Consider the following 23736-nt stretch of genomic DNA (forward strand, 5'->3'; position numbering starts at 1 on the left):
GTCGCCACATCTCGATTTCCGAAATATGGGACGATTTCTCATATTGTGTACTCAACCGGTTCAGTTCGCAAGCCCCAACTGACCCTGAAGCCTGCCTATGCAGGCATGCTTCAATCCAACACCTAGAGCGTGGCAGTCGCCGAAACCGCTCACACTTTCAGCTGCCACGCTCTACGGCAGCGGCTTGAAACCCTCGGCGCGGACAGTCCACTTGCCGTCCTTCGGGAAGCCGGGCGCGGGTCCCCTCGACCCGTCCCAGCCGCCGGCCATCATGGCCACCGCCGCCAGCAACGAACCGTTCGAGGGGAAATAGGTCTCGGCCGCGCGGCGGTAGCCTGCACCGTCTTGCCCCACAGGCTCGGTCTTGCCGCCGGCCGTGGGCACGAAAGCCTGGGCGTGTTCGTCCAGGTGCACGCGCGGGGTCATGCCAGAGACACCGAACTTGTTGTTCTTCGCATCAAAGAACAGCCAATCGACGGCCTTGTCGGGCTCGCCCAGGCGCGCGGCGGTCATGGCCACCATCGGATAATCCCAGCCCCAGGTCTGGCGCAGGTCCCAGTCGCTCTCGACCGCCCGCAGGGTGCGCCGCATGGTCTCGGGATCGACCGTCTTCCCGGCGATCAGGCCATAGGCCATCAGGATCGAGGGGTGGTCGCGGTTCAGGCACTTGGGGTCGATGGCGTGGCGCGAGCAGTCCTTGCTCTTCGCCAGGTCCCAGAAGTCCGGCGCGGTCTCGGTCGGCAGGTAGAGGCCGTCCTTCGTCGCCGGCGTTGGCAGGCCCTTGATCACCGCGTCCCACTCGGGCTTGCGCTTCAAGCCCTGGCGCTCACGCCACTTCTGGGCCGTCTCCAGCCCCCAGCGATAGTATTCCAGCTCGAAGGTCGGGTTCTGTGTGGTCAGAGGATCGTAGTTCTCCTGCACCGGGATGATCGGCGGTCCCAGGACGTAGCGGCCCGCCGCGTCCTTGTGCGGGAAGCTGGCCAGGAGGTCGGCGGTCTCGGAGACCAACGCACCGTACTTGGCTAGGGTCGCCTTGGTCGGCTTGTCGCGCCAGATCAGCTCGGACATCCAGATCGGATGCGGCTGCTGCCACATGATGAAGGGCGAGACTTTGCTGGGACTGTCGACGCCGTCCGGCCCGACCATCTTCGGCCACCAGGCGCCCTTCAGGCCGTGGCTGGCGGCCCGGGCCTTGGCGTCCGGCAGGTGGGCCACGTACCAGGGCAAGCTGCGCTCCAGTTGCTCCGGCCGGTTCCAGAGCGCGAACTGGCCGGCGTGCCAGGCGTGCATCTCGAGATGGAACTTGCCGTTCCAGCTGTTGGAGAACAGCCCCTCCTCCTGCGGCGGGACCTCGCCCGCGCCGTTCAAGGCCATCAGGTACTGCGACAGCACCACCCGGCGCTCCAGCTCGGCGGCGCGGGGGTCGGCGCTGCCTGAGAAGTCGACGGCCGCGCCTTGCGTCCAATAGGACTTCCAGTGCGCCCGCGTGGCGGCGTCGGCGAGCGTGACCGTCGGCAGCTTCACTACAGCCTGACGGGAGAAGGCGACTTCCAGCCCGAGGGTTCGCCCCTTGGCCTTGGGCGCGACGGTGAAGGCGTGCGGCCCGGCGGCGACGAAGTCCACCGCGCGGTCGGCCTGCAGGGCGGCGAAGTAGCGGGTCGCGTCGACCTGGCGCGCGACGTCGAGGCGCAACGCGCCCTCCCCCGTCACCTTGGTGGTGTGCAGTTCCGGATGGGCCCAGTCCGACGGGTCGGGGTTGAGGCTCTTCGAGACACCCGGAAACTTCACCGACAGTTTCAGACGCCCTTGCTCGACCAGCGCGGAGTCGACGTCGACCACGATCATGTCCAGGGTCGGGTGCACGCGGGTGCGGACCGTCACCGCCTCGCCGTCATAGACGAAGCGGCTGGTCAGCACGCCGGTCCACAGGTCGAGTTTCTGCTCGGTATTCGTCAGGTCCTCGAACCGGGCGGGCCTGCCAGCCTTGTCGCGCAGGTCCAGGGCCACGCGGCCCAGCGAGAAGCGGTGCGGGTTCTCGCGCAGATAGGCCAGCGCCGGACGGGTTTCGACCTCGTTCCAGTCCTTCATGTAGGCGTACGGCTGCTTGGTCCCGCGTACGTCGATCGGCGTCGTGCCGTCGGCGTAGGTGTAGCCCTTCGGGTTCGGGAAGGCGTGCCACGCCCATTGGGATTCCGTCAGCAGCGGAGCGATGGCCGAATAGGCCTCGGGGAAAGTCTGCAGCCCGGTGATGTCGACGGTGAAGCCGATCTGGCCGTTGCCGACCATCAGGGGCGCGGAAGGATCGACCTTGGTCAAGGTGACGTCGTGGCGGCTGACCAGGGCGTGGCGATCGATGGGCTGGGCCAGGGCCGGAGCAGCCAGGCAGGCCAGGGCGAGACCGGCGACGAGAACGCGTTTCATGCTTACTCCCCATGCCCCTCGGCGCGCCCGCCTTCGTCCGAGGACGCGGCTTTGCCTCGCCCGAGGTCATTTCATTTTATAGAATGATCTCTCATATTGTGGAATTTATCACAAGCCATCTAGGCCAGCCGCGTCGGGTCCAGAACCACATGGCGGATGCCCCGGCGATTGACCGTGTAGGTGACGTGGACCTTGCCATCGCGAGCCTGGATCACCGCCGGATAGGCGTAGCCGTCGGGGACGGGCTCGCTCTCAAGTGTCACTCCGGTCCGCCAGGCGACGCCGTCGGTCGACAGCGCCACGTTCAGCGGCCAGCGCGGCCCCTTGCCCGGCGTGTCCGGTCGGTGACCCGCGTGGTTGTAGACAATCAGCTGCCGGCCATCGGCCAGGGTTACGGCGTCGGTTCCGGAATTGGGATTGGGCAGGTCGATGGTCGCCAGCGGGCTCCAGGTCTTGCCCTCGTCCCGCGACCAGGTCTGGGCCAGAGCGCCCTGGCGCGTGCGAGCCACCGCCTGCAGCACACCGTTCGGGTGGAACAGGACGCTGGGCTGGATGGCGTCGATCTTCAGCGGCGAGGCGACAGGCGCAGTCCTGGTCCAGGTGCGTCCCTGGTCCTCGCTGCGCTCGAAATAGAGGCTCCATCCGCCGCCGTCGGCCTGGGACACGCCCTCGACCCGCTCGAGGCTGACGGGCGACAGCCAGGCGCCGCCGGTCAGCACGACCGGCTTGTTCTTGATCGGTCCGAGGATCCCGTCCGGCAAGCGTCGTGGCGAGCTCCAGGTCCGGCCGTCGTCGGCCGACGTGATGACCATGCCCCACCAGGCCTGCGGGCTGGGCCCGACCTTGTAAAACAGGAAGAGCTCGCCACCGGGAAGCTGGAACAGCACCGGGTTCCAGGTCGGCTGCCGGGGGCCGTCGGACTGGACGCCGTTGGCGACCTCGCGCGCCGCCTGCCAACGGCCATCGACCCGACGGGCGAACCAGATGCCGACGTCGGGATGCCGCTCGTGCGTCCCGCCGAACCAGGCCGCGGCGATCGTGCCCGCCGTCGTCTCGACGATCGTCGAGGCGTGCGACTGGGGATATGGCGCGTCCACATAGGTCGGCTCGACCGTCAGGATCGCGCCGGGTCGCTCGGCGGCCTTGGCGCCGGCGGCCAGGGTCGGAAGCGCGGCCGCGCCGGCGAAAAACTGGCGGCGACCGAACCTCATGCCGGGGCCCAGCCCGACAGCAGACGGGACAGGGTGTAGCCGCGCGCCTCACTCGCCGTCAGCTGTCGCCGCCGCGCGGAGGGTTTGCCTGCGCCGGGCCCTCGGCTGCCAGACTCGAACAGGCGAGCGTCCTCCGGCTGGTACATCGCCCGCCGGCCGCCCCTCAGATTGTAGTGCATCGGGTACCAGGCCTCGGGGACGATGTGATCGTCCATCCAGCAGCGGACGAAGGCCGTGTGGCCGACCGCGTTGGGATTGCCGTAGCGCCCGTCCGGGAAGGTCATGGTGTGCCGCCAGGGCCGCCCAAGCGCCATGGTATGGCGCGGCATGTCGGCGTCCTTGGTCAGGCGACAGTCGAGGAAGACCAGGCCATAGGGCTGGCGCCGGTCGGTGTCCGGCGCGGCGATGAAGCCGTGGAAATCCTTGCCCGGACGGGTACGCGAGCGGATCTCGCAGTGATCGAACACGGCCACGCCGCGACCGTAGATGAAGTCCACGCAGCCGCTGATGTAGCAGCGCCGGAAGAGGCTGCGGCCGACGTCGGTGAACAGGGTGTCCTGCCAGCCGGTCAGGGCCACGTCCTCGAAATAGGCGCGGTCCGAACCGTCGGCCAGCTTCAAGGCGGTCGCCTGGGCTCCGCTGGCGCCCGTGCGGTCGTAGGGCACGTCGGCCGGCATGTTGTGCGGATAGTCGAAGGCGTTGGCGATCGTCAGTCGCTGGGCCCGGAAACCCGGCGCGGAGACGACCACGGTGGCGATCTCGCTGGAGCCGTTCGACCGTCGACCGGCATAGTCGTCGAAGGTGATGACGCTCGCCTTCTGGCCTTCGCCGATCAGCCAGATGTTCGGCTTGGCCACGGCCAGCTTCTCGCGCCAGGTCCCCGCGGTGACCAGGATCCGGAACGGACGCTCGCCCGCGGCCGGAGCGGCGTCGAGGGCGGCGGCGACGCTCGGATAGGTCTTGCCGCGCGGATCCGAGGCCTTGCTCGACACCACCGCGTCGAAGTGTTGGGCGGCGCGCGCCTGGGACGCAAAGGCCAAGCCGCAGGCGCCGAGCAGCAGCGCCCGACGGTCGAAGACGATGGACATGACGGTCCTCGAAAATGAAGACGGCGCGGTTCCTAAAGAACCGCGCCGCCGCCTGACTTAGAAGGTGTAGCGGAAGCCGGCGAAGAACTCGCGGCCCGTCTCGTGGTAGAACGACACCAGCTGGCTGCTGTCGTAGTACTGGTCCTGCTTCTCGTTGGTGAGGTTCACCGCCTCGAGCGTGAAGGCCAGGTGCTTGTTCCAAGTGTAGGTCAGCGAGGCGTCGAAGTTCAGCGTCGCCTTGGTGCCTTCCACGTCCGAACCGTTCCGGCCCGGGATCATGGTCAGGTACTTGCTGCGATAGGCCGCCGAGACGCGGCTGCTGAGCTTCTTGTTCTCGAAGTAGATCGTGGCGTTGTAGCTGTTCTTCGACAGGTTGGTCAGCGGACCAACAGCCGCCACCGCGCCCGTCGAGGACAGGTAGGTGATGTTCGACGTCACATGGGTGTAGTTCCCCAGGAAGCCGAACTTGTCGAACGGCGCCGGCAGGAAGGTGAAGGGCTGCTGGTAGTTGACCTCGAAGCCCTTCAGCGGACCGCCGGGCGTGTTGACCGAGGTGCTGAACTGCCAGACCGGCAAGCTGGGCGCGCAGCCCGGCGTGGTGCCGCAGGCCGCGATGGCGGCGCTGTCGGGCAGGCCGAACGGGTTCTGGTCGAACGTCGACAGCGGCGAGGTGTAGCTCTGCACGAAGGTCGAGATGTCCTTGTAGAAGTAGGCGAAGGACAGCAGGGCCTGGGGCTGGAAGTACCATTCGATGGCGGCGTCGACCGTCTTGGCGCGGAACGGATCCAGGAACGGATTGCCCGAGGTGACGGTCTTGTTGCTGCCGGTGCCGATGTTCACGCCCGGCGTCAGCGAGCCCAGGTTCGGACGCGACATGACCTTGGCCGCGCCGAGACGGAACAGCAGGTCCTCGCGCGGCTCGACCACCAGGTTCAACGCCGGCAGTACGTCGTCATAGCTGCGCGTGGCCATGGTCGCCGAGATGGTCTGGTAGTTGACGCCGCTGACCGTCGAGGGAACGACGCCATAGCCGAGGGCCTTCTGGCGGGTCTTCACATAGCGGACGCCGAGGTCGCCGCGCACCGGCATGCCGAAGGCGTCGAAGTTAAAGTTGCCTTGCAGATAGCCCGTCGTGTCCCACTCATCGATCGTATAGTTGCTGCCCAGGCTGGCCTCCTTGCCCAGGTGGTAGATACCGCAGCCGGCGGTGAAGCACTCGTTGCCGAATGGGCTGATCCAGACCGTGCCCGGCGTCGAGGTGACCGTCTTGCCATAGCTGGCGTCGTTCATGTGCAGGGCGGCCAGAGCCTTCTGCAGGTCCGGCGTGACCCATGACGACACGTTGCCGGCCGGCAGCTTCAGGCTCGAGAAGTCGATGGTCTCGGCATAGCTGGACCGCGCCACGTTACGCAGCTCGGTCGAGCTGATCGGGTTGATGTTGGCCGAGGTGCCGTTGGTCCGCGAATAGGCCGCGCTGTCGGTGGTGTAGGCCTTGTAGTTCAGGCCGCCCTTGAGCTTGAAGTTGTCGCTGAAGTCGTAGGCCAGGTCGAACTGGGCGGTCTTGTAGCTGTTGTCGACATAGCCCTGGACCATGCGGATCTCGGCCAAGGTCCAGGCGTCGGCGTTCACCGTGTCGCCCGTGCCGTACTTGATCACCGGATAGGTATCGCCGGCGCTGTAGTCCCAGCTGTAGCCCTGGACGTTGTACTGGTCCCACTGGACCGTGTTCTGCACCGGGTTGGCGAAGGTCGATTTCGAGAAACCCAGCACGCCGCGGACTTTCAGCTTGTCGGTCAGCTGATGCTCGCCTGTCAGGGTGAACTGGCGGAACTCGGTCTCCAACTCGTCGTGACGCTGCTCGGTCTTCAGGTCGATGTTGTTGAACGTCCCCTTGGTCATCACCGGGAAGTTCGAGCGCGGCGAGACCACTGTGTAGTCGATCACGTCGACCTGGTTGATGCCGCAGGTGACCGGCGAGGTCGCCGTGCAGGCGCCGGCGGTCTGCGGCGTGAAGGTTTCGAGGAAGTCCTCGTTCCGCTCGCCCTTGAAGTCGGCATAGAGCACGTCGAACGAGACCTGGGTCTTGTCGTCCGGCGCCCATTGCAGCGAACCGGTCATGCCCAGGCGGTCCTGGGTCGTGTGGTACCAGTCGAAGCGCGGGATACGCGGGTGGACCGCGCCGTTGGCTTCGGCGCAGGCGGCGGCGTTGGTCGCGCAGGTCACGCCCTTCACGCTCCGGAAGCCCGGCGAGGCGGCCGTGCCGGTCTGCCAGCGCACGGTGCTCGTGCCCTCGTCCAGCAGATCACGCTTGGAGAAGGCCACCGAGAACAGCGCCCCGATGGTGTCGTCGCGCCAGGTATTGGAGATCAGGGCGGCCACGCGCGGCGAGGCTTTCTCGGCCTGGTCGTTGTAGCCCATTTTGCCCGAGACGGCGAAGTTGAAGCCTCGCTTGTCGAACGGATGGGCGGTGTTCAGGTCGACGGTCGCGCCCAGCGAACCTTCCTCCGTCTCGGCCGAGGCGGTCTTTTGCACCGTGATGCGGTTGAAGAGGTCCGAGGCGAAGACGTTGAAGTCGAACGAGCGGCTGCGGTTGGTGCCGCCCGAGGCGTCCGTGCCGCCCGAAGTCGTCAGGGCCTCCATGCCGTTGATGCGCACGCGGGTGAACTGGGGCCCCAGACCGCGCACCGAGATCTGGCGGCCTTCGCCGGCGTCACGGGCGATGGCGACGCCCGGGATGCGCTGGATCGATTCCGAGAGATTGAGATCCGGGAACTTGGCCATGTCCTCGGCGTAGATGGCGTCGACCGCCGCGGCCGAGGACCGCTTGACGTTCAGCGCCTGGGCGAGACTGCTCCGGAAGCCCGTGACGACGACCGCCTCGACGGTGTCGTCGGAGGGGGCCGAAGCCCCTGCCCCACTGCTCTGCGCCGCCGCCGCGCCGGCGGCGAGCATGAGGGCGAAAGCGCCGCTGCCCGCGACGAGACGCGCGCGCAACCTGGATCGATCTGACTGCAACATCTCATTTCCTCCTGGATCCAGCGTTCTTATGACACCGGTATCATCCGAGGCTGATAGTTCGGGACGTTCGCAAATTTTGCAAATGGTTTCGGTACCACGGCCGCGCCCGCGACGCCCTCGCGAGCTCCTGATCGCCGCAAGCAGTTCACTCCCCAGACGTCAAGGCGAAACTCTGCCGTAAGTTGCTTACCTCGATAACCGAGTCCCTAAAGTAGCAATTAACCCATTTGGTGTTTCCTCCCAGAACGCAACCTCTGGAAGCATCATGGTTCAGCGTACAGTTCAGGCTTGGGCATCGATCCGCGATGCGGAGTGGCTCTCGCCGCGTCGCGCTCGAGCCTATCTGATCATCCTGACGGCGATGCTGGCCGTGACCTTCGTGGCCTATCTCGCTACCAGCCGGAACGGCCTCGACATGGCCGGGCGGCCAGTCGGCACGGATTTCGCCAGCTTCTGGACGGCCTCGCACCTGGCGCTGACGGGACACCCGGCTCAAGCGTGGGATCCGGCGGCGCACCACGCCGCCCAGATCGAGGCCTTCGGACCCGGCGTCGTTTACGCCGCCTTCTTCTATCCCCCGCCCTATCTGCTGACCTGCGTGCCCCTGGCGCTGATCCCCTACGGGCCGTCGCTGGTCATCTGGCTCCTGGTCACGGGCCTGGCCTGGGCGGCGATGACGCGGGCCTGGTTCGCGGCGCCCCGCGACTGGCTTCTGATCCTCGCCTTCCCCGTCGCGCTGCTGAACATCGGCCACGGCCAGAACGGCTTCCTGACCGCCGCACTGCTGGGTGGCGGCGTACTGCTGAGCGGTTCGCGTCCCTGGCTCGCCGGTATCTTGATCGGCGCTCTCATCATCAAGCCGCACTTGGCGGTGCTGACGCCGCTCTTCCTGCTGTTGACCCGCAACTGGCGCGCGATCCTGGCGGCGGCGATCACCGTCGGCGGCCTCTGCGCGATCTCGTTCCTCATCCTTGGCGCTCCGGCCTGGTCCGGGTTCCTGGAAAGCTCCGCCCTCGCCCGCCAGGCCCTGGAAAGCGATCTCGTCGGCTACGCCAAGATGCAGAGCGCCTTCGCCGCCGCACGCCTATGGAACGCCCCGCTGAACCTGGCCTGGGTCGCTCAGGCCCTGAGCGCTCTGATGGGCTTGATGGGTCTCTGGCGCGTACGCCAGCTGTCGAACGGACTGGCCTACGGCGCCGCGCTGATCTGCGCCACGCTGCTGACCACGCCGTTCCTGCTGGACTACGACCTCACCCTTCTCAGCATTCCCCTGGCCTGGCTCTACAGCCAGGCCCGTCGCGACGGCTTCCTGCCTTGGGAGAAGAGCGCCCTGCTCGTCGGCTTCGTGCTGCCGCTGGCGTCCAGGCCGCTCGCCATACTGCTGCACCTTCCGATAGCGCCCCTCGCCGTCCTGAGCCTGCTGGCCTGCATCCATCAGCGCGCCGCCGCCGAGCGCCGCACCGCGCGCTGTACCTCGCTTACCCCTGTTCCGGAGCTGTCATGACTCCCCTGCTTTCCCTCGTGGTCTGCGTGCTCGACGAGGCGGAGGCCATCGGCCCCGTACTCCAGGAGCTCGACGAACGCCTCGCCGAGGTTTCGGCCGAGATCATCGTCATCGACGACTCCGCCGGTGAGGCGACCGCCACGGTAGTGCGCGCCTTCGCGCCGAAGTCGGTCAAGGTGCGCCTACTGCGTCGCAACGGCGCTCGTGGGCTGGCCAGCGCCGCGGCCGAAGGCTGGGGGATCGCACGCGGCCAGGTGTTGGGCCTGATGGACGGCGACGGACAGCACGATGCGACGCTCATCCCGCGCCTGCTGGCCCAACTGGAGGCGCGGCAAGCCGACATCGCCGTCGCCAGCCGCTATGCGCCCGGCGCCCATACCGGCCTGAAGGGATATCGCCAGGCGCTCAGCGTCTCGGGCACCCTGCTGGCCAAGGGCGTCACCGGTGTGGCGACCACCGATCCGATGTCCGGCTTCTTCCTCTTCCGCCGCGAGTGGTGGGAGGCGGCGCGCCCGAAGATGAATCCGATGGGCTACAAGGTCCTGCTGGACCTGGCGCTTTCCGGGCCGCGCAGGCCCCGGGTCTGCGAGGTTCCCACATCCTTGCGCACCCGGCTCGGTGGCGACTCCAAGCTGGACTTTCGGGTCCTGGCCGATCTGGTCGCCCAACTGGCAGAAAAGCTCACGGGCGGCGTCCTTCCCGCGCGGTTCGTGCTGTTCGGCGCGGTCGGCGCGACCGGGGTTGTCGTCAATGTCGGCCTGCTAAGCGCGAGCATGGCTCTGGGCATGGCCTATTGGGCCGCCGCCCTGCTGGCCGTGATCGCGGCGATGACCAGCAACTTCCTGCTCAACAACCTTCTGACGTTCCGTGACCGGCGGCTCACGGGACTGGCGTTCTGGGGCGGCCTTCTGTCGTTCTACGCCGCCTGCTCGGGCGGCGCGGTCGTCAACGAGCTGGTCGGCCTGGCCCTTCATGGCCTTGGAGCCGTCCCCGCCCTTGCGGGTCTGTGCGGCGCGGCCGTGGCGGCCGTGTGGAACTACGCCGGCGCTTCGAACCTGGCCTGGGGCAAAACGCGGGTCCGCCGGGAGCAAGCCAAGACGCCGGTCCCGACTTCGGATCTGGGAGAACCGCTGTGACGAAATCGGTCGATATCGCCACGGTCGCCGCAAAGGTCCTGGCTCCCTCCAGCGACGTGTCACCGAAGGCGGACAGCGCGATGGCCGGCGCCATCGTCTCGGCCATCGTCGGCCCGACGATCGGCATCGTCGCCGTGCTCGTGGGCGCGCCGATCCTGCCATTGGCGCTGATCACCTGCGCGGCCGTGGGCGTCTTTCTGCTGCTGTGGCTCAAGCGCCGCTAGGCCGGAGCCCGAGCGGCCCGCGCCCGCGACCTGGAGCGGTCGCGGGTCACTTCGACGATGGCAGCGCGTAGACCAGCAGGCTATCGCCGCCGCTAGGGCTGGAGAGATACGACCCTCCGGTAGCGACGACAGCCACATACTGGCGACCGTCCGCGCCCTCGTAGGTGATAGGGTTGGCGTGAGCCGAGTAATCCAGCACCTGGGTCCAGAGCTCACGGCCGGTCCGGGTCTCAAAGGCTCGGAACCGGTGATCGTCCGTGCCGCCGACGAAGATCAATCCGCCGGCCGTAAGGATGGGACCGGCATTGCCGGGGCGACCAGTCGCCTGCCTGTCCTTCGGGAAGACATCGGTAACGCCCAGGATCGAGCGCCAGGCGACCTCGCCGGTATTGACGTTCACCGCGATCAGCTCGCCCCACGGCGGCTTCTGGCAAGGCGTCCTGGTCTCGCGGTCGAGGAAGCGCCTGGACATGACGCTCATCTCGTCGGTGTCGGTCTTGACCAGCTTCTCGATATTGCCGAGCTGGTTGCTGTTGAAGATGTAGAGCCCCAGCGTCGGGTCAAAGGCCCCACCGCCCCACTCCGGTCCGCCTGCTGAACCTGGGAAGCGGATGATCGGCTTGTCGGCTCTCAAAGGTTCGAACATCACGCTGCCGACCGCGCCGTCCCGCTCGATCAGGGCCTTGCAGGCGGCGGTGTGTTCGGGCGTGACGTCGGCCAGGTCCGCCATCGAGAAGGCCATGCGGGTGATGATCCCCGGCTTGGTCGGGAACGGCTGGGTCGGCCAGGCCTTCTCGGCGGCCACCGACGAGGGCGGCACAGGGCGTTCCTCGACCGGATAGATCGGCTCGCCGGTCTCGCGGTTCAGGATGAACAGCAGCGCGGTCTTGTTCATGGCCACGACGGCCGGGATCGGCTTGCCGTCCTTGACCACCGTCAGCAGGGTTGGCGGCGTGGCCAGGTCGTAGTCCCAGATGTCGTGGTGCACGGTCTGGAAGTGCCAGAGGTACTTGCCGGTGCGGACATTGACGGCGACCAGGGCATTGCCAAACAGGTTGCTGCCCTTGTGATCGCCGCCGTAGCGGTCGGAGCTGGGAGCGCTGAACAGCAGGTAGGCGATGCCGCGCTCGGCGTCGATCGTCGGCATGTTCCACATGTTGACGCCCGAGCGCTGCTTCCAGCTGTCGCCCTCCCAGGTGTCCTGGAATTTCTCGCCCGCGCGGGGGACGGAGTGGAAGGTCCAGACCAGCTTGCCCGTGACGACGTCCCACGCCCGCGCGTCGCCGGCCGGGCCCTTGCCAGGGAACTCCTGCAGCTTGGAGCCGAGGATCGCCAGGTTCTCGAAGATGATCGGCGGGGCCGAGTAGCTGTAGAAGCCGGCCGGCATGCCGTTCATGATCTCGGGCGTCTTGGTGTCGACCATGCCGGCCGTTCCAAAGCCTGGGACGAGCCGACCGGTACGGGCGTCCAGCGCCACGATCCTTCCCCGTAGCGTCGAGACCAGGATGCGCGGGCCGTGGCTCTTGTCGCCCGGCCAATAGGCGACGCCGCGCAGAGCGGGCTGGTCGCGGTCGGCCAGTTCGTGCGCCCAAAGCGCCTTGCCGGTGATCGGGTCCAGGGCGACGACGCGGTGATAGGGCGTACCGACGTACATGCGGCCATCGGCAACCAGCGGCGTGGTGGTCGAGAACGGTTTGAAGCCCTCGCCCGAAGCGTTCGGCGCGGGGTCCATGTGGTAGGTCCAGGCCAGCTTCAGGTTGGCCACGTTCTGGGGCGTGATCTGGGCCAGAGGCGAGTACCGGGCCCCGCCGACGTCGTGTCCCCAGGTCGGCCAATCCTTCACGGGCTCGGCCGCCTGGACCGCAGTGGCGCTCAAGGCGAACGCAAGGATCAGGCCCCTCATTGCTTCGGCGCCAAGAAGTAGAGACCACCGGGCGTGTCGAGCTTTGCGGACGCGGGCGTCAGAGTCAGGCCGCCGGTCTTGGCGTCAACCTTGAACACGGTGATGCTGCCGTCGCCCTCGTTGGCCGACAGCAGGAAGCGGCCGCTCGGGTCGAAGCGCAGGTTGCGAGGCGTCCTGCCGCCTGCCGGGACATTGGCGACCAGGGTCAGGCGCCCGTCGTGGCCGATGTCGAACACGGCGATCGTGTCGTGGCCCCGATTGCCGACATAGAGGTGGCGGCCGGCGGGATCGATGACGATCTCGGCGGTCTTGTTGGCGACCGTGACGCCGGACGGCAGGGTCGGAGCGGTTTGGATTTCCTTCAGCGCTGAACCGCTGACCTCGAACACGCTGACCTCGGCGTCGGTCTCGTGATTGACGTAGAGGTGGCGACCGTCGGGCGACAGCTGCAGGCGGCGCGGACCGGCGCCGGCGTGGACGCTAACGAACGGTGTGGCGGCCGGAACGATCGTCCCCTTCGCGGAATCGAGCTCGTAGCTGTAGACGCGATCCAGCCCCAGCTCGGCGACGAACATGTGGCGGCCGTCCTGCGTGAAGACGATGCCGTGGGCGTGGGGCGAGCCGGCCTGGGCCGTGTGCTGATCGACATAGATCGCCTCGGACAGCCGGCCATCGGCCAGCACGCGATAGGCGACCAGATTACCGGTGGTGTAGTTGACCGTGGCGGCGATGCGGCCTGTCGGGTCCAGCACGACCTGGTTGGGCTTGTCGCCCTGAGCGGCCACGCGGTTCAGCAAGGTAAGCGCGCCGGTGTCGGGCGCGATGCGAAAGGCGCTGACACCGCCAGGGGTCTGCCAGTTGACGGCGTAGAGGGTCTTGCCATTCGGGGCGATCCAAAGGTGCGCTGGATGCGGCGTTTCGACGGCCAGGCCCATCGGCGTCAGAGCGCCGGTGCGGTCATCGAAGCGGAAGGCGTAAATGCCCTTCGATGCCCCGTCGGTATAGCTTCCGGCATAGAGCAGCACCGGCTTGGCGGTCGCGTCGGCGAAGAGATTGGCGGCCAGCAGAGCGGCCACGAAGCCGAAGGTCTTGAGCAGCTCACGCATCATCACGCCTCACGCACCGCATACTTTTCTCGGACCAGGACGAGGTAGGCCCCGACGCCGAGCGCGATGAACACGACAATGGCCTTGATCGGGGCGTCGAAGCTCTTGGTCGTATCCACCAGCCAGCCGGTGAGGATCGGCGCGACGATACCGGCGGCGCTAGCGGCGAAGTTCTGGATGCCGACGATCCGCCCGATCGACGAGCCGGGGATGAGGGTTTGGGTCAGGGCCCAGTAGTTGGCGGTGGCGAGACCCAGGCCGCTCAGCGACAGCACCGAGAAGAACAGGGCGACATTCAGCGAGGTCGCGTGCGCCCCGATCAGCACCATCGTGGCCAACAGGAAGCCCGCGATGGTGAAGGCCTTGCGCACCTTCACCGCCCCGTGGCCGCGCCGGATCAGCAGGTCCGCCGCCCAACCGCCCAGGATCGAGACCGTGGCCATGCCGGCGAAGCCGAAGGTGGTGAAGAGGCTACTCGACGCCAGCGACAGATGGCGGGCCTCGTTGAAATAGGCCGGCATCCAAGTCAGGCAGAAATAGACGAAATACATGTAGCAGAAGGTCCCGATGACCGTGCCCCACAGCACCGGGCTCTTCAGTAGCCGGCCCATCGGAACGGCCGGTTCGCTGGCGTCCGCCGTCTGGACCGCGCCCACGTCGGGTTTCACGAACAGCAGCCACGGGATCAGCCAGACCAGCGCCGCGACGCCCATGATCACGAACATCGCGCGCCAGCCATGGTGCTCGATCAGCCAGGCGGCTGCGACCGCGCCGATTGCCGGCCCGAACTTGGAGCCGGACATGAAGAGGCCGATGGCCAGGCCCCGGCTGCGCTCTTCGAAATTGAAGCGGATCCAGCGCATGCTGGCCGGGTGCATGACGGCCTCGCCGACACCCAGCAGCAGCCGAACGGCGAACAGCGCCGAGAAGCCGGTGGTCAGGGCCGTGGCGGCGGTCAGCAGGCTCCAGACCAGGAACCCGATCGCCATCGGCCGCTTGGAGCCAAAGCGATCGACGAGCCAGCCCGCCGGGATCTGCAGCGCCGCGTACGACCAGAAGAAAGCTGAGTTGGTCAGGCCCCGGTCGGTGTTGCTGAGCTGGAAGAAGGCCTTGAAGTGCGGGTCGATCAGGGCGACCGACAGGTTGACCCGGTCGATATAGGCGAACACCGCCGCCAGGGCCAAGAGCACGACGACGGCCCAGCGGCCTGTCGCGGAGCAGGGTTTCGCGCCAGCGTCCATCGGCTCAGCCCCACCACTTCTGGCCGGGCGCCAGATGCGCCTCGACGATCTCACGATTGAGCTCGACGCCGGTCCCCGGCTTGTCGCTGACCTTGATGTAACCCTTGTCGATATAGGGCCCGTCCAGCTTGAGGACCTGGTCCATCCAGCCGCCCTCCCCGGTCACGGTCTCGCACATGACGAAGTCGCGGATCGAAGCGGCCCACTGGCAGCTCTGCCAGGTGTGCAACTGGCTGGCGGTGTTATGGGTGGTCAGCGGGACGCCATAGAGCGACGCCAGATCGGCGATGCGCTTGGTCTCCAGGAAGCCGCCGCTGTTGCGCAGGTCCGGATTGACCAGCTGGCAGCCCTGGTTGGCCAGGAACGGCAGGAAGCCCTCGCGCCGCGCCAGATTCTCGCCGGTCAGGATCGGCACGGGCGAGCGTGCGGCCAGGGTCTTCCAGGAGTCGCTGTAATCGACGCCCAGTGGGTCTTCGAGCCACAGCGGCTTGATGGGCGCTACCACCTCGGCCAGTTGCAGGGACGAAGGCAGATCCAGCTCCCAGTGGCAGTGGACCATCAGGTCGTGATCCCAGCCGATGGCCTCGCGCATGTTCTCGAAGGCCTGGCCGATCTGGCGCAGTTCCTGGGTGGTCAGGCGACGGTTGCCGGGATCCTTGGTCGCGTCGGGCAAGCCCCTCCCCGTCTCGCCGAGCGCCAGGGTGCGGGGAATGTCGATCTTGTGGGCCGTGAAGCCGCTGGGATGGGCGGCGACCTTGGCGGCCCACTCGCGGCAGGACGCCTTGTCGAGCGCATCAAGGGGCCGCGAATGATCGTAGACACGCACCCGGTCGCGGAAACGCCCGCCCAGGAGCACGGAGGTCGGGGTGTCGAGCAGCTTGCCGGCCAAGTCCCACAGCGCCATCTCGATGCCGCTGGCCGCCCGCATCAACTGGTGGGCCGAGCCGTCCGTTCGCGAGCCGAACAGGCCCGAAGCCCCGTCGCCCATGAAGGTGTAGAGCTTGTCGATCTCCAGCGGATCCTTGCCGATCAAGGCGGGCTTGATCGCCTCGATCTGTTCGGCCACGCCGATACCCGGCGTGCCATAGGCCTCGGCGATCCCGAAGGCGCCGTCGCGGGTGTCGACCCGGACATAGACATAGGTCCGGCCAGGCCCCTGCACGGTCATGGTCCGCACGTCGCTGATGACATGGCGAGCGTGTACGGCGGCCAAGGCCGGGGCGGCGAGGCTGGCGACTCCGGCGGTCGCGGCCAACCGCAACAGGTTGCGACGCGACCAGGGCTGGCGCTTGTCGGGCATGAAACGCTCCTCACTGACCGGATGTTCGCTCCACGCGAACGGCCGCCCGCGCGTGAAGCACGAGCGGCCGCCGTGGGCGTCGTTAGAAGCGGGCGCGAACGCCGACTGTGTAGTAGCGGCCCATGATGTCCTGGCCGCCAGGGACCGGGAACGTCAGGCCGATCGAACCGGCCAGCGGCACGATCTCGGGCTTGGCGTTGGCCACGTTCTGGATCGTGACGTAGGCGGTCGTGTTGGCGTCCTTGCCAAGCTTGTACTCGACGTTGATGTCGGCCGAGTTGAACGGGCGGACGTCCGGATCGACCCACACCTGGTTGGGCGAGGTGATCTTGCTGAAGCCGCCCAGCCAGCGGTCCTGCACGCCGATGCTGAGGTTCTCATGCTCGTAGCGCAGCATGGCCGTGACACGGGCCTGCGGGGCCGAGACCGTGGTCAGCGGCGCACCCGGGAAGGCCTGGGAGACGTTGGTCGGCTGGTAGTTGCCGAACACGCGCGCCGTCCACGCGCCGCCGAGGGCCTGGAATCGATAGTTGGCCTCGACGTCCCAGCCCTTGATCTCGGTGAAGGCCGTGTTGAGGCTCTGGTTGTAGACCTTGGTCGGGAAGTTAGCCGGCGTGTGGTCACTGAACGGCAGCGGACGCTCGAACAGGGTGCAGTATTGCGAGCTGCCGCCCGAGTCCTCGCACAGGCGCTGGATGGTGTTGTTCCCGGCCGCGATCGCGCCGATCGCGTTGTCCATGCTGATCTTGTACCAGTCGACCGAGGCGTTGAAGCCCGGGAGGAAGCTGGGCGTGAACACCGCGCCGACCGTGTAGGTGCGGGCGACTTCCGGAACAAGGCTAGGATTGCCCTTGGTCGAGATGAACACCGTGCTGCTGGTGCTGGTGTGCAGGTCGACGAAGCCGCTGACCGAGGCCTGCACCGGTTGGAACAGGTCGTTCAGCGTCGGCGCCCTAATGTCGCGCGACGTGGTCGCCCGGAACCGCAGGGTGTTGTTGACGCGATAGTCGAGGCCGGCCTTCCAGGTCTGGACGCTGCCCGAGGTGCTGTAGTCGGTGTAACGACCAGCCAGGTTGGCATCCAGGCTGCTGACCAGCGGCAGGTCCTTCAGCAGCGGGATGGCCAGTTCGCCGGCGACTTCCCAGACGTTGTTCTTGGCCGTGACATTGGCCGAGACCGGCTGGGCCCACAGCGCCAGGGCGGGGTTGCAGATCCGCAAGCCGGTGCAGTCGACGGTAGCCGTCGGGCTGGCGTCGCTCCACACCCGATACTTGTTCCAGCGCGCTTCGCCCGAGATGGCGAAGTTCACAGGACCCGCCCAGTTCTGGAAGGCCGTGCCGGTGAAGCTGCCAGCCACGTCGTCCATGGTGTTGACGACGCTTTGGTGGGTGTTGTCGGTGAACCAATCAAAGGCGTCGGGCGTGATCGCCGTCGGGCCGAAGGGGTTCAGCGGCACGCAGCCCTTGTAGGCCGCGGCGGTGACGGCCTGGGTGGCGGCGTAGCACTGTACGACCCCGCCGACGGTCACGGCGTCCAAGGCCGCGAACTGCTTCTGGTAGTTGGAGTTGTTGCGGCTCTCGACCATCAGGTCGTTCTTGCCGTGGGTGTAGGTCACGTCCCAATGGAACTGGCCGAGCATGCCGTTCAGGCCGGTGTTGAAGTTCGTGTACGCGTTGATGTTGCGCGTGCCGGTCAGGCCCTTGGGACCGGTGCTGATGATGTAGGTGCCCAGTTGGAACGTGTTGGTCGCGTCCGACAGGCCGTTATCACCCAGGGCCAGACGGGCCGCCGGCGTCAGGAACGGATTGTTCTTGTAGAAGGTGCTGGCCTGGCCGTTGCCCGGGGTCAGCTTGACCGGGAAGTGCCAGCCACCGCTGAACGCCTTCGCATAGGACGCCTGGGCGTAGAAGTTGATGTTCGGGACCAGTTCGAAGTCGAAGCGGCCGAACAGTTCGTCCTGGCGCATGGCCACCAGGGCGGTGGTGTAGCGGGCATAGGCGCCGTCGCCGCCGACGTTCTGGTTGCCGGTGCCGGTCGTCACGCCGGGCAGGAACGGACCAATGATCCCGTTCGAGACGAACTGCTGGTTCAGCACCGAACAGGAATTGGTGCAGGCGGTGATCTTGCCGCCGAACGCGCTATCGCCCCGGCGGACGTTCATCGAGGTGGTGAAGGGCGCGGCGACCGTGCCGCTGCCGGTCAGGGTGTAGACGCCCCGGCCGTAGGCGCGGTCGAAGTTGGAGACATCGTCGGTTTCACGGCGCTGGTACGAGCCCAGGAAGTGGCCCCGGCCCTCCATCACGTTCGCGCCGCCGGCGATGCCGAACTTGTAGCTCTCGCCGTCGCCATAGGTGGAGATGCCGGCGTTGGCCTCGATCTTCAGGCCGGTGAACTTCTTGTCGATGATGAAGTTGACGACCCCGGTGACCGCGTCCGAGCCGTAGACCGCCGAGGCGCCGCCCGTGACCACGTCAACCCGCGAGATCAGCATCTGCGGGATAGAGTCGACATCGACCGTACCGTTGGCGTTGGATGGGGTCAGCCGGTGACCGTCCATCAACACCAGGGTGCGCTGGGTGCCGAAGCCGCGCAGGGCCAGCACGTTCTGGGCCTGGTTGCCGGCGCCGTCGCCCGAGCGGGTCGGGATCGCCGAACCCTGGAAGATCGGCAGCTTGTTCAGGCCGTCCGGCAGGGCGCCGGGCGAGGTCTGCTGGATCTGCTCGGTCGAGACGACCGTGATCGGCGTCGGCGCGTTGGTGGCGATCGCGGTGATGCGCGACCCCGTGACCGTGACGGCCTCGACGACCTGGGATTCGTCAGCCTTGGCGGCGTCTTGAGCGGATGCCTGACCATAGGCTCCGAGAACGGCCACCGAGACGCCAAGCAGCAATGCCGCGCGATGCGCGGTGAAGTTCTTTTGAGTACGCATTCTTTGTCACTCCCCTTTTATTATAGAGCTAGGACCCCCTCCTGCTCGTTATTGAGGTGACCTGGCCTTTCGCCAGTTATCGAATTTCTTTTGATTTTCTTGGTTAGTCATTGGGTAGAGACCAATGATGGTCTGTCCCGTCTTGACCATGTCGACTACGAAATCCTCGTAGAGGGTCATGGACAGAGCTTCGTCGGCGAGGTCCGCCGCGATTTCGGCCGGCACCACGATGACGCCGTCGGCGTCACCGACGATTACGTCGCCGGGAAACACCGGAGCGCCGCCGCAGCCGATCGGCGCATTGATGTCGATCGCCTGGTGCAGAGTGAGATTGGTCGGCGCCGAGGGCCGCTGATGAAAGGCCGGCATCGCCATCTCGGCGATCTCGGCGCTGTCGCGAAAGCCGCCGTCGGTGACGATCCCGGCCGCGCCGCGCATCATCAGGCGTCGAACCAGGATGCCGCCGGCCGAAGCGGCTCGCGGATCGCCGCGGCTGTCCATGATCAAGACGCTGCCCGAGGGACAAGCCTCGATCGCCGCGCGCTGAGGATGCTGTGGATCCTCGAAAACCTTGATCGGATTGAGGTCCTCGCGGGCAGGGATGTAGCGTAGCGTGAAGGCGCGGCCGACCATGCTCTGGTTCAGCGCGCCCAGGGGGCGAACGCCCTGGATCGCCTGGTTGCGCAGGCCGCGCTTGTACAAAGCCGTCGCCAGCGTCGGCGTGCTGACGCCCTTGAACTTGTCGAGGGTCGATTGATCGATACTGGTCAAGCCAAACCCACCCCAATCTCGCGCCCATTCGACATGTGAGCGCCTGTCACACCGCCATCGACCGTAGGTCGATCCGGCGAAATCTGGGGCGAAGATCGGGGAGTATCCGGGGACGGTCTATTTCAAATACACCATCGACCTATTCACCTGTTGCATCGGTTTTCGCCACACACGCAGCCAAGCGCGAAGAACCATACACCACTCCAATTGAGCGACATATTTTCACACTCCACCCGAATTGTGAGATAATTTAACCCCTCGCGAACAGGTCGCGACACATGGCCAGGAATGACGGCTGGACCGGATTGTCGTTCTGCTCCCGCCACAGGAGATACATCTCGAGCGGCGCCGCCGGCTCCGTCCTGATCGGGCGGAAGACGACATTGTCCAGGCGCAGCCGAGTCAGGCTGTCAGGAACCAGCGCCGCTCCGAAACCAGCCGACACCAGCGACAGGATCGAATGGTTCTGGTCGAGATGATGGGCCATGATCGGCGCGACCCCGGCCCGCTCGAACATCGCCGCCAACAGGTCGTGGCTGTAGCCCGCCCCCTCCAGCGAGTACATGATGAAGGGCTTGCGATCGAAGTCGCCAAGCTCCAGGCAAGCCTTCGCCGCGCGCGGATCGTCCGCGTGGAGCGCCGCCACCAGGGCCTCGCTCCGGACCTGCATGACGTTGAATTTTCCCGGCTCTATCGGGGGCCTGAGCAGAGCCACATCGATCATGTTGGCCAGCACCGCGTCGCGCTGCGCCGTCGAGGTCATCTCCTTGAGCAGGATCTTCACGTCGGGAAGCTGCTCGCTGGCCCGCTGCAGAATGAGCGGCAGGTCGACAAAGCCCGAGGAGGCCACGAAGCCCAGCCGGATCACACCCGCCTCGCCCCGCCAGGCGCGCCGCGTCCAGTGCGTCGCGGCCTCCGCGAGCTGAAGGATGCGCTTGGCCTCTGGCAGGAATACGCGCCCGGCCGGCGTCAGCTTGACGGTGCGATTGGCGCGCTCGAACAGCTCGACCCGCAGGGCATGCTCCAGGGCCTGGATACGCCGGCTGAGCGTGGGCTGGGTCATGTTCAGCCGCACGGCCGCGCGGCCGAAGTGGGTCTCTTCGGCCGCCGCCACGAAACAGCCAAGCTGACTGAAATCCAGCACTAGCGCCCTCCCCTCGCGCGACCGCATCGCTGCGGCGGACACAAAGAAAAGGCGCCGGACGCGAGCCCGACGCCTGAGTTTCCAGAAGCGCTCGGGGGAGCAAAACCTTCTGGTCGCAGGAACGCAATCAAGGTCGCTTGGGGTACACTCTGATCAGGTAGGCCTGCAGTTCCTTGGCTTCGGCGTCGTTCAGCACGGCGCCGTTGGCGCGCATCTTCGCCACCACGACCGGCCATTCGGCGGCGGTATGCTGGGCTTCGGCGATCATCCCCAGATCGTGGCAGCTCTGGCACGAGCGGATCAGGATCGCCTTGCCCGGCTCCACTGAAACGGCATCCGGCGCCGGGGCCGCCCCGGGCGCCGCGGCCATCATGCAGCCCGCGGTCGCCAGCAGGATGATCACCCCCCGCAACCCGATCTTGGCGGCCATCTTCGTTCGCATGATCACACGCCACTCGCGCTCGAGAAGCCGCTGATGGGTCCCCCTCGCCTCGACCTCGGTCGAAGGTCAATGAGAGGAACAGATCCGAGCGAACTTCATTCCAAAAACCACAATGACAAGGGGCACAAAAAACCACCTCCATGTCCATTTCATATCGATGATCATCCCATGCGCTGGCTGCATCAATATGCGTGAACTGTCGCGCGGGGCGACCGCCGTCCAGGCCCCACGACGCCACGCTCCGCCTCATGGCTCGGCAGCGATCCGCAAGCCCGCGACGCCATTCGTTTCGAAGGCCATCGACAGGGCCGCGGCCTCAAGGCCCGGGACGAGGTTGAAGGACCGCTCGCGCGGAACCGTCACGGCTCCACTCAGGCCACGAACCACGATCCTCCCTCCGGTCTTGGCAAAGACGACGGTCCGCGCGTCGATCTGAGAGACCGTTGCGCTTGCCCGCGCCATGACTGGAACGATCAGTCGAGCGCCCTCCGAAGCGCCATCGCACCGCGCCTCCAGGACCAGCCCATCCGCTGTCAGCGTGTAGTTCAGCTCATAGGCCGGATCACCCTGGGGCCGCCGCCCTTCCGGCGTGCACAAACGACCGCGCGCCACGACACGGACGCCGCTCGCCGCCTGTTCGACCGTCATCTCGGCGGCAAGGTCGGACAGGCTGGTGAAGACGTCCTTGCCCTGGACCAGTTCGACGCGCGGGGTCAGCGGCTGGTGCGTGGCGTCGATCGGGGCCTGCTGGTTACTGATCTCGACGGCCTTGTAGCGCGTCATGCTGGCGGCCAGCACCGGCCCCAGGGCCTGGTGGTACAGCAGGGACAATGCTCCGCCAGACGCATGACCGCCGCCAGCGGGCGACAGATAGTCGAAGTCATAGTCGGTGAAGGTCGCCCGCCATGGCCCAACCGCACCCAGGTGCGCACCGATCTCCGGGAAACTCCTAAGGCCGTAGGCAGCGTCGCGCGGCAGGTCGGTCCGCGCCACCGGCTTCGAGGCTCCCAGGTCGATGACCGACGCCAAGGCCGTAGCGTGGCTGAAGGTGTGGTGGATGCAAGGCCGGTAGCCATGCGCGCGATAGTCCGGGCCGCCATGGAGCAAGCCATCGTGCGTGCAGGCGCTCATCAGGGCCAGGTTGCGGAGCGAGACCTCAGCGAAGCGCGGATCCTGATCGGCCAGCAGGCGGTAGGCCGCATGGCAGCCATCGCTGGTTCGACTTCCCCACCAGGTCCACTTGAAGTTCCGCGTTCCCCAGCTGTTGTCCCAGCCGCCGTCGGGAAGCATGAACTCCATGTGGGCGCGAAGGCTGGTCACGACCTGGTCGCTTACGGCCTGATCCTTGGTCCGCACGGCGTACATGGCCAAGGCCGGCAAGGACTCCTCGACATTGTAGCCGAGATCGATCGGGAACCGCCCCTTGGCCGTACGCCCGCGCTGGGGACGCCCCTCGCCGAACAGCAGCCCGTTCGGGGTGAAATAGTCCAGCGCGGCGTGCGCTAGCGTCCTGGCCCGAGCGTCGTAGGCTGGCCGATCCAGCACCTCGGCCGCCAGGGAGAAGGCATAGGCGCTGGTGACCGGGTAGTTGATGTTGCCGACGTCCATCGTGATGAAGCCGTCGATGAAGGCGCAGGCTTGCGCCAGCCGGGCGCGCCAAGCCATCCGTGTCGCCGAGTCCAGCAGGTCGCCGTGATGGATCAGGGCTTCGGCCAGCGCGATGACGCGAAAGACCGTGATGCCCTTCCAGTCATTGAGGAAAACGTCGTTGACCCAGCTACCGTCCGGCCGGCTGACGTTCCGCTCGCCCCAGGCATAGACCGATTTGGCCGCCTGCACGTACCGATCGCTGCCGCTCGTGCGGGCCATACGCAGGAGCGGATAGACAGCGTCAGGGCTACGCCCGTGGATCATGCCGCATCCCGGGCAAAGGAAGCCGCCGTCGCTCTCCTTGCCCCGAACCGCGCGAACCTGCCGCTCCAGCAGCCCGTCGCACCATGTTTTGAGGAGCGCGCCGTACGGATCACCGCCGGAGATCGGAGCCCCGGAACTGCCCGAGGCGAGGGCCGCCGTCGCGGCGACGCCCAGGCCAAGCACCTGCCGGCGCGCCAGATCTGCGTGCGAGCCGCTCGACACGGCGCCCTCCCATGGATGCGAGGCGGCCGATCCGCGCCGGCCTTAGGCTCGCGCTAAGGTTCTGCACCGTTCATGACGCGCTTCCGGCAATTTGGCCAGACCAATTTTCAAAAATCACATGACCAAGAGTGGATGGCGCCGTCAGGCCACCAAGCGCGGAAC

Annotated in this window: 16 protein-coding genes; 3 read left to right on the forward strand and 13 right to left on the reverse strand. The window is 66.7% G+C overall.

Going from position 1 to position 23736, the window contains the following annotated elements:
- Positions 1–171: 171 nt before the first annotated feature.
- The 4 genes from AC07NN_RS18305 to AC07NN_RS18320 form a co-directional block, all read right to left on the reverse strand.
- Complete coding sequence (locus tag AC07NN_RS18305; protein ID WP_494644163.1) at positions 172–2421, reverse strand: hypothetical protein; 2250 nt, start codon at positions 2419–2421, stop codon at positions 172–174.
- Positions 2422–2540: 119 nt separating this feature from the next.
- Positions 2541–3632 (reverse strand): sialidase family protein, encoded by a 1092-nt coding sequence (locus tag AC07NN_RS18310; RefSeq protein ID WP_494644165.1) that lies wholly within the window; start codon positions 3630–3632, stop codon positions 2541–2543.
- Positions 3629–4720, reverse strand: coding sequence for a pectinesterase family protein (locus AC07NN_RS18315; protein ID WP_494644167.1), 1092 nt, complete (start codon positions 4718–4720; stop codon positions 3629–3631). Before AC07NN_RS18315 ends, AC07NN_RS18310 begins: the two co-directional genes overlap by 4 nt.
- A gap of 57 nt (positions 4721–4777) precedes the next feature.
- Positions 4778–7714, reverse strand: a complete 2937-nt coding sequence (locus AC07NN_RS18320; RefSeq protein ID WP_494644169.1) for a TonB-dependent receptor — start codon at positions 7712–7714, stop codon at positions 4778–4780.
- Between the two features lie 289 nt (positions 7715–8003).
- On the opposite strand from AC07NN_RS18320, the gene AC07NN_RS18325 reads away from it, so the two are divergent.
- The 3 genes from AC07NN_RS18325 to AC07NN_RS18335 are packed head-to-tail and all read left to right on the forward strand — an operon-like array spanning position 8004 to position 10602.
- On the forward strand, positions 8004–9242 hold the full coding sequence (locus AC07NN_RS18325; RefSeq protein WP_494644171.1) for a glycosyltransferase family 87 protein: 1239 nt from the start codon (positions 8004–8006) through the stop codon (positions 9240–9242).
- Positions 9239–10378: a glycosyltransferase gene (locus tag AC07NN_RS18330; protein WP_494644175.1), complete on the forward strand. Its 1140-nt coding sequence runs from the start codon at positions 9239–9241 to the stop codon at positions 10376–10378. The genes AC07NN_RS18325 and AC07NN_RS18330 overlap by 4 nt, the downstream gene beginning before the upstream one ends.
- The gene (locus AC07NN_RS18335; RefSeq protein WP_494644178.1) at positions 10375–10602 is read left to right on the forward strand and encodes a hypothetical protein; all 228 of its coding nucleotides are present in this window, start codon (positions 10375–10377) and stop codon (positions 10600–10602) included. The genes AC07NN_RS18330 and AC07NN_RS18335 overlap by 4 nt, the downstream gene beginning before the upstream one ends.
- 46 nt (positions 10603–10648) lie before the next feature.
- Here AC07NN_RS18335 and AC07NN_RS18340 read toward each other — a convergent pair whose 3' ends face one another.
- The 9 genes from AC07NN_RS18340 to AC07NN_RS18380 all read right to left on the reverse strand — a co-directional run bounded on the left by AC07NN_RS18340 (position 10649) and on the right by AC07NN_RS18380 (position 23574).
- Positions 10649–12478 carry a pyrroloquinoline quinone-dependent dehydrogenase gene (locus AC07NN_RS18340; protein WP_494644181.1) on the reverse strand — a complete coding sequence of 610 codons (1830 nt, stop codon included), beginning with the start codon at positions 12476–12478 and terminating at the stop codon, positions 10649–10651.
- Positions 12479–12501: 23 nt separating this feature from the next.
- Entirely contained in the window at positions 12502–13611 is a 1110-nt protein-coding gene (locus AC07NN_RS18345; protein WP_494644184.1) for a lactonase family protein, read from the reverse strand.
- 2 nt (positions 13612–13613) lie between these two features.
- A complete protein-coding gene (locus tag AC07NN_RS18350) occupies positions 13614–14852 on the reverse strand; it encodes an MFS transporter (RefSeq protein ID WP_494644186.1) in 1239 nt (412 codons plus the stop codon).
- Between the two features lie 4 nt (positions 14853–14856).
- Positions 14857–16152 (reverse strand): mandelate racemase/muconate lactonizing enzyme family protein, encoded by a 1296-nt coding sequence (locus tag AC07NN_RS18355; RefSeq protein ID WP_494644194.1) that lies wholly within the window; start codon positions 16150–16152, stop codon positions 14857–14859.
- A gap of 82 nt (positions 16153–16234) precedes the next feature.
- Positions 16235–19081, reverse strand: coding sequence for a TonB-dependent receptor plug domain-containing protein (locus AC07NN_RS18360; RefSeq protein WP_494644196.1), 2847 nt, complete (start codon positions 19079–19081; stop codon positions 16235–16237).
- Between the two features lie 48 nt (positions 19082–19129).
- On the reverse strand, positions 19130–19852 hold the full coding sequence (locus AC07NN_RS18365; protein WP_494644198.1) for a ribonuclease activity regulator RraA: 723 nt from the start codon (positions 19850–19852) through the stop codon (positions 19130–19132).
- 250 nt (positions 19853–20102) lie between these two features.
- Entirely contained in the window at positions 20103–20996 is an 894-nt protein-coding gene (locus AC07NN_RS18370) for a LysR family transcriptional regulator (RefSeq protein ID WP_494644201.1), read from the reverse strand.
- A gap of 127 nt (positions 20997–21123) precedes the next feature.
- On the reverse strand, positions 21124–21426 hold the full coding sequence (locus AC07NN_RS18375; RefSeq protein WP_494644203.1) for a c-type cytochrome: 303 nt from the start codon (positions 21424–21426) through the stop codon (positions 21124–21126).
- 258 nt (positions 21427–21684) lie between these two features.
- Positions 21685–23574, reverse strand: a complete 1890-nt coding sequence (locus tag AC07NN_RS18380; RefSeq protein ID WP_494644205.1) for an ulvan lysase-like protein — start codon at positions 23572–23574, stop codon at positions 21685–21687.
- Positions 23575–23736 lie beyond the last annotated feature (162 nt).

This window comes from Caulobacter sp. GW821-FHT09H08, from assembly GCF_059415885.1.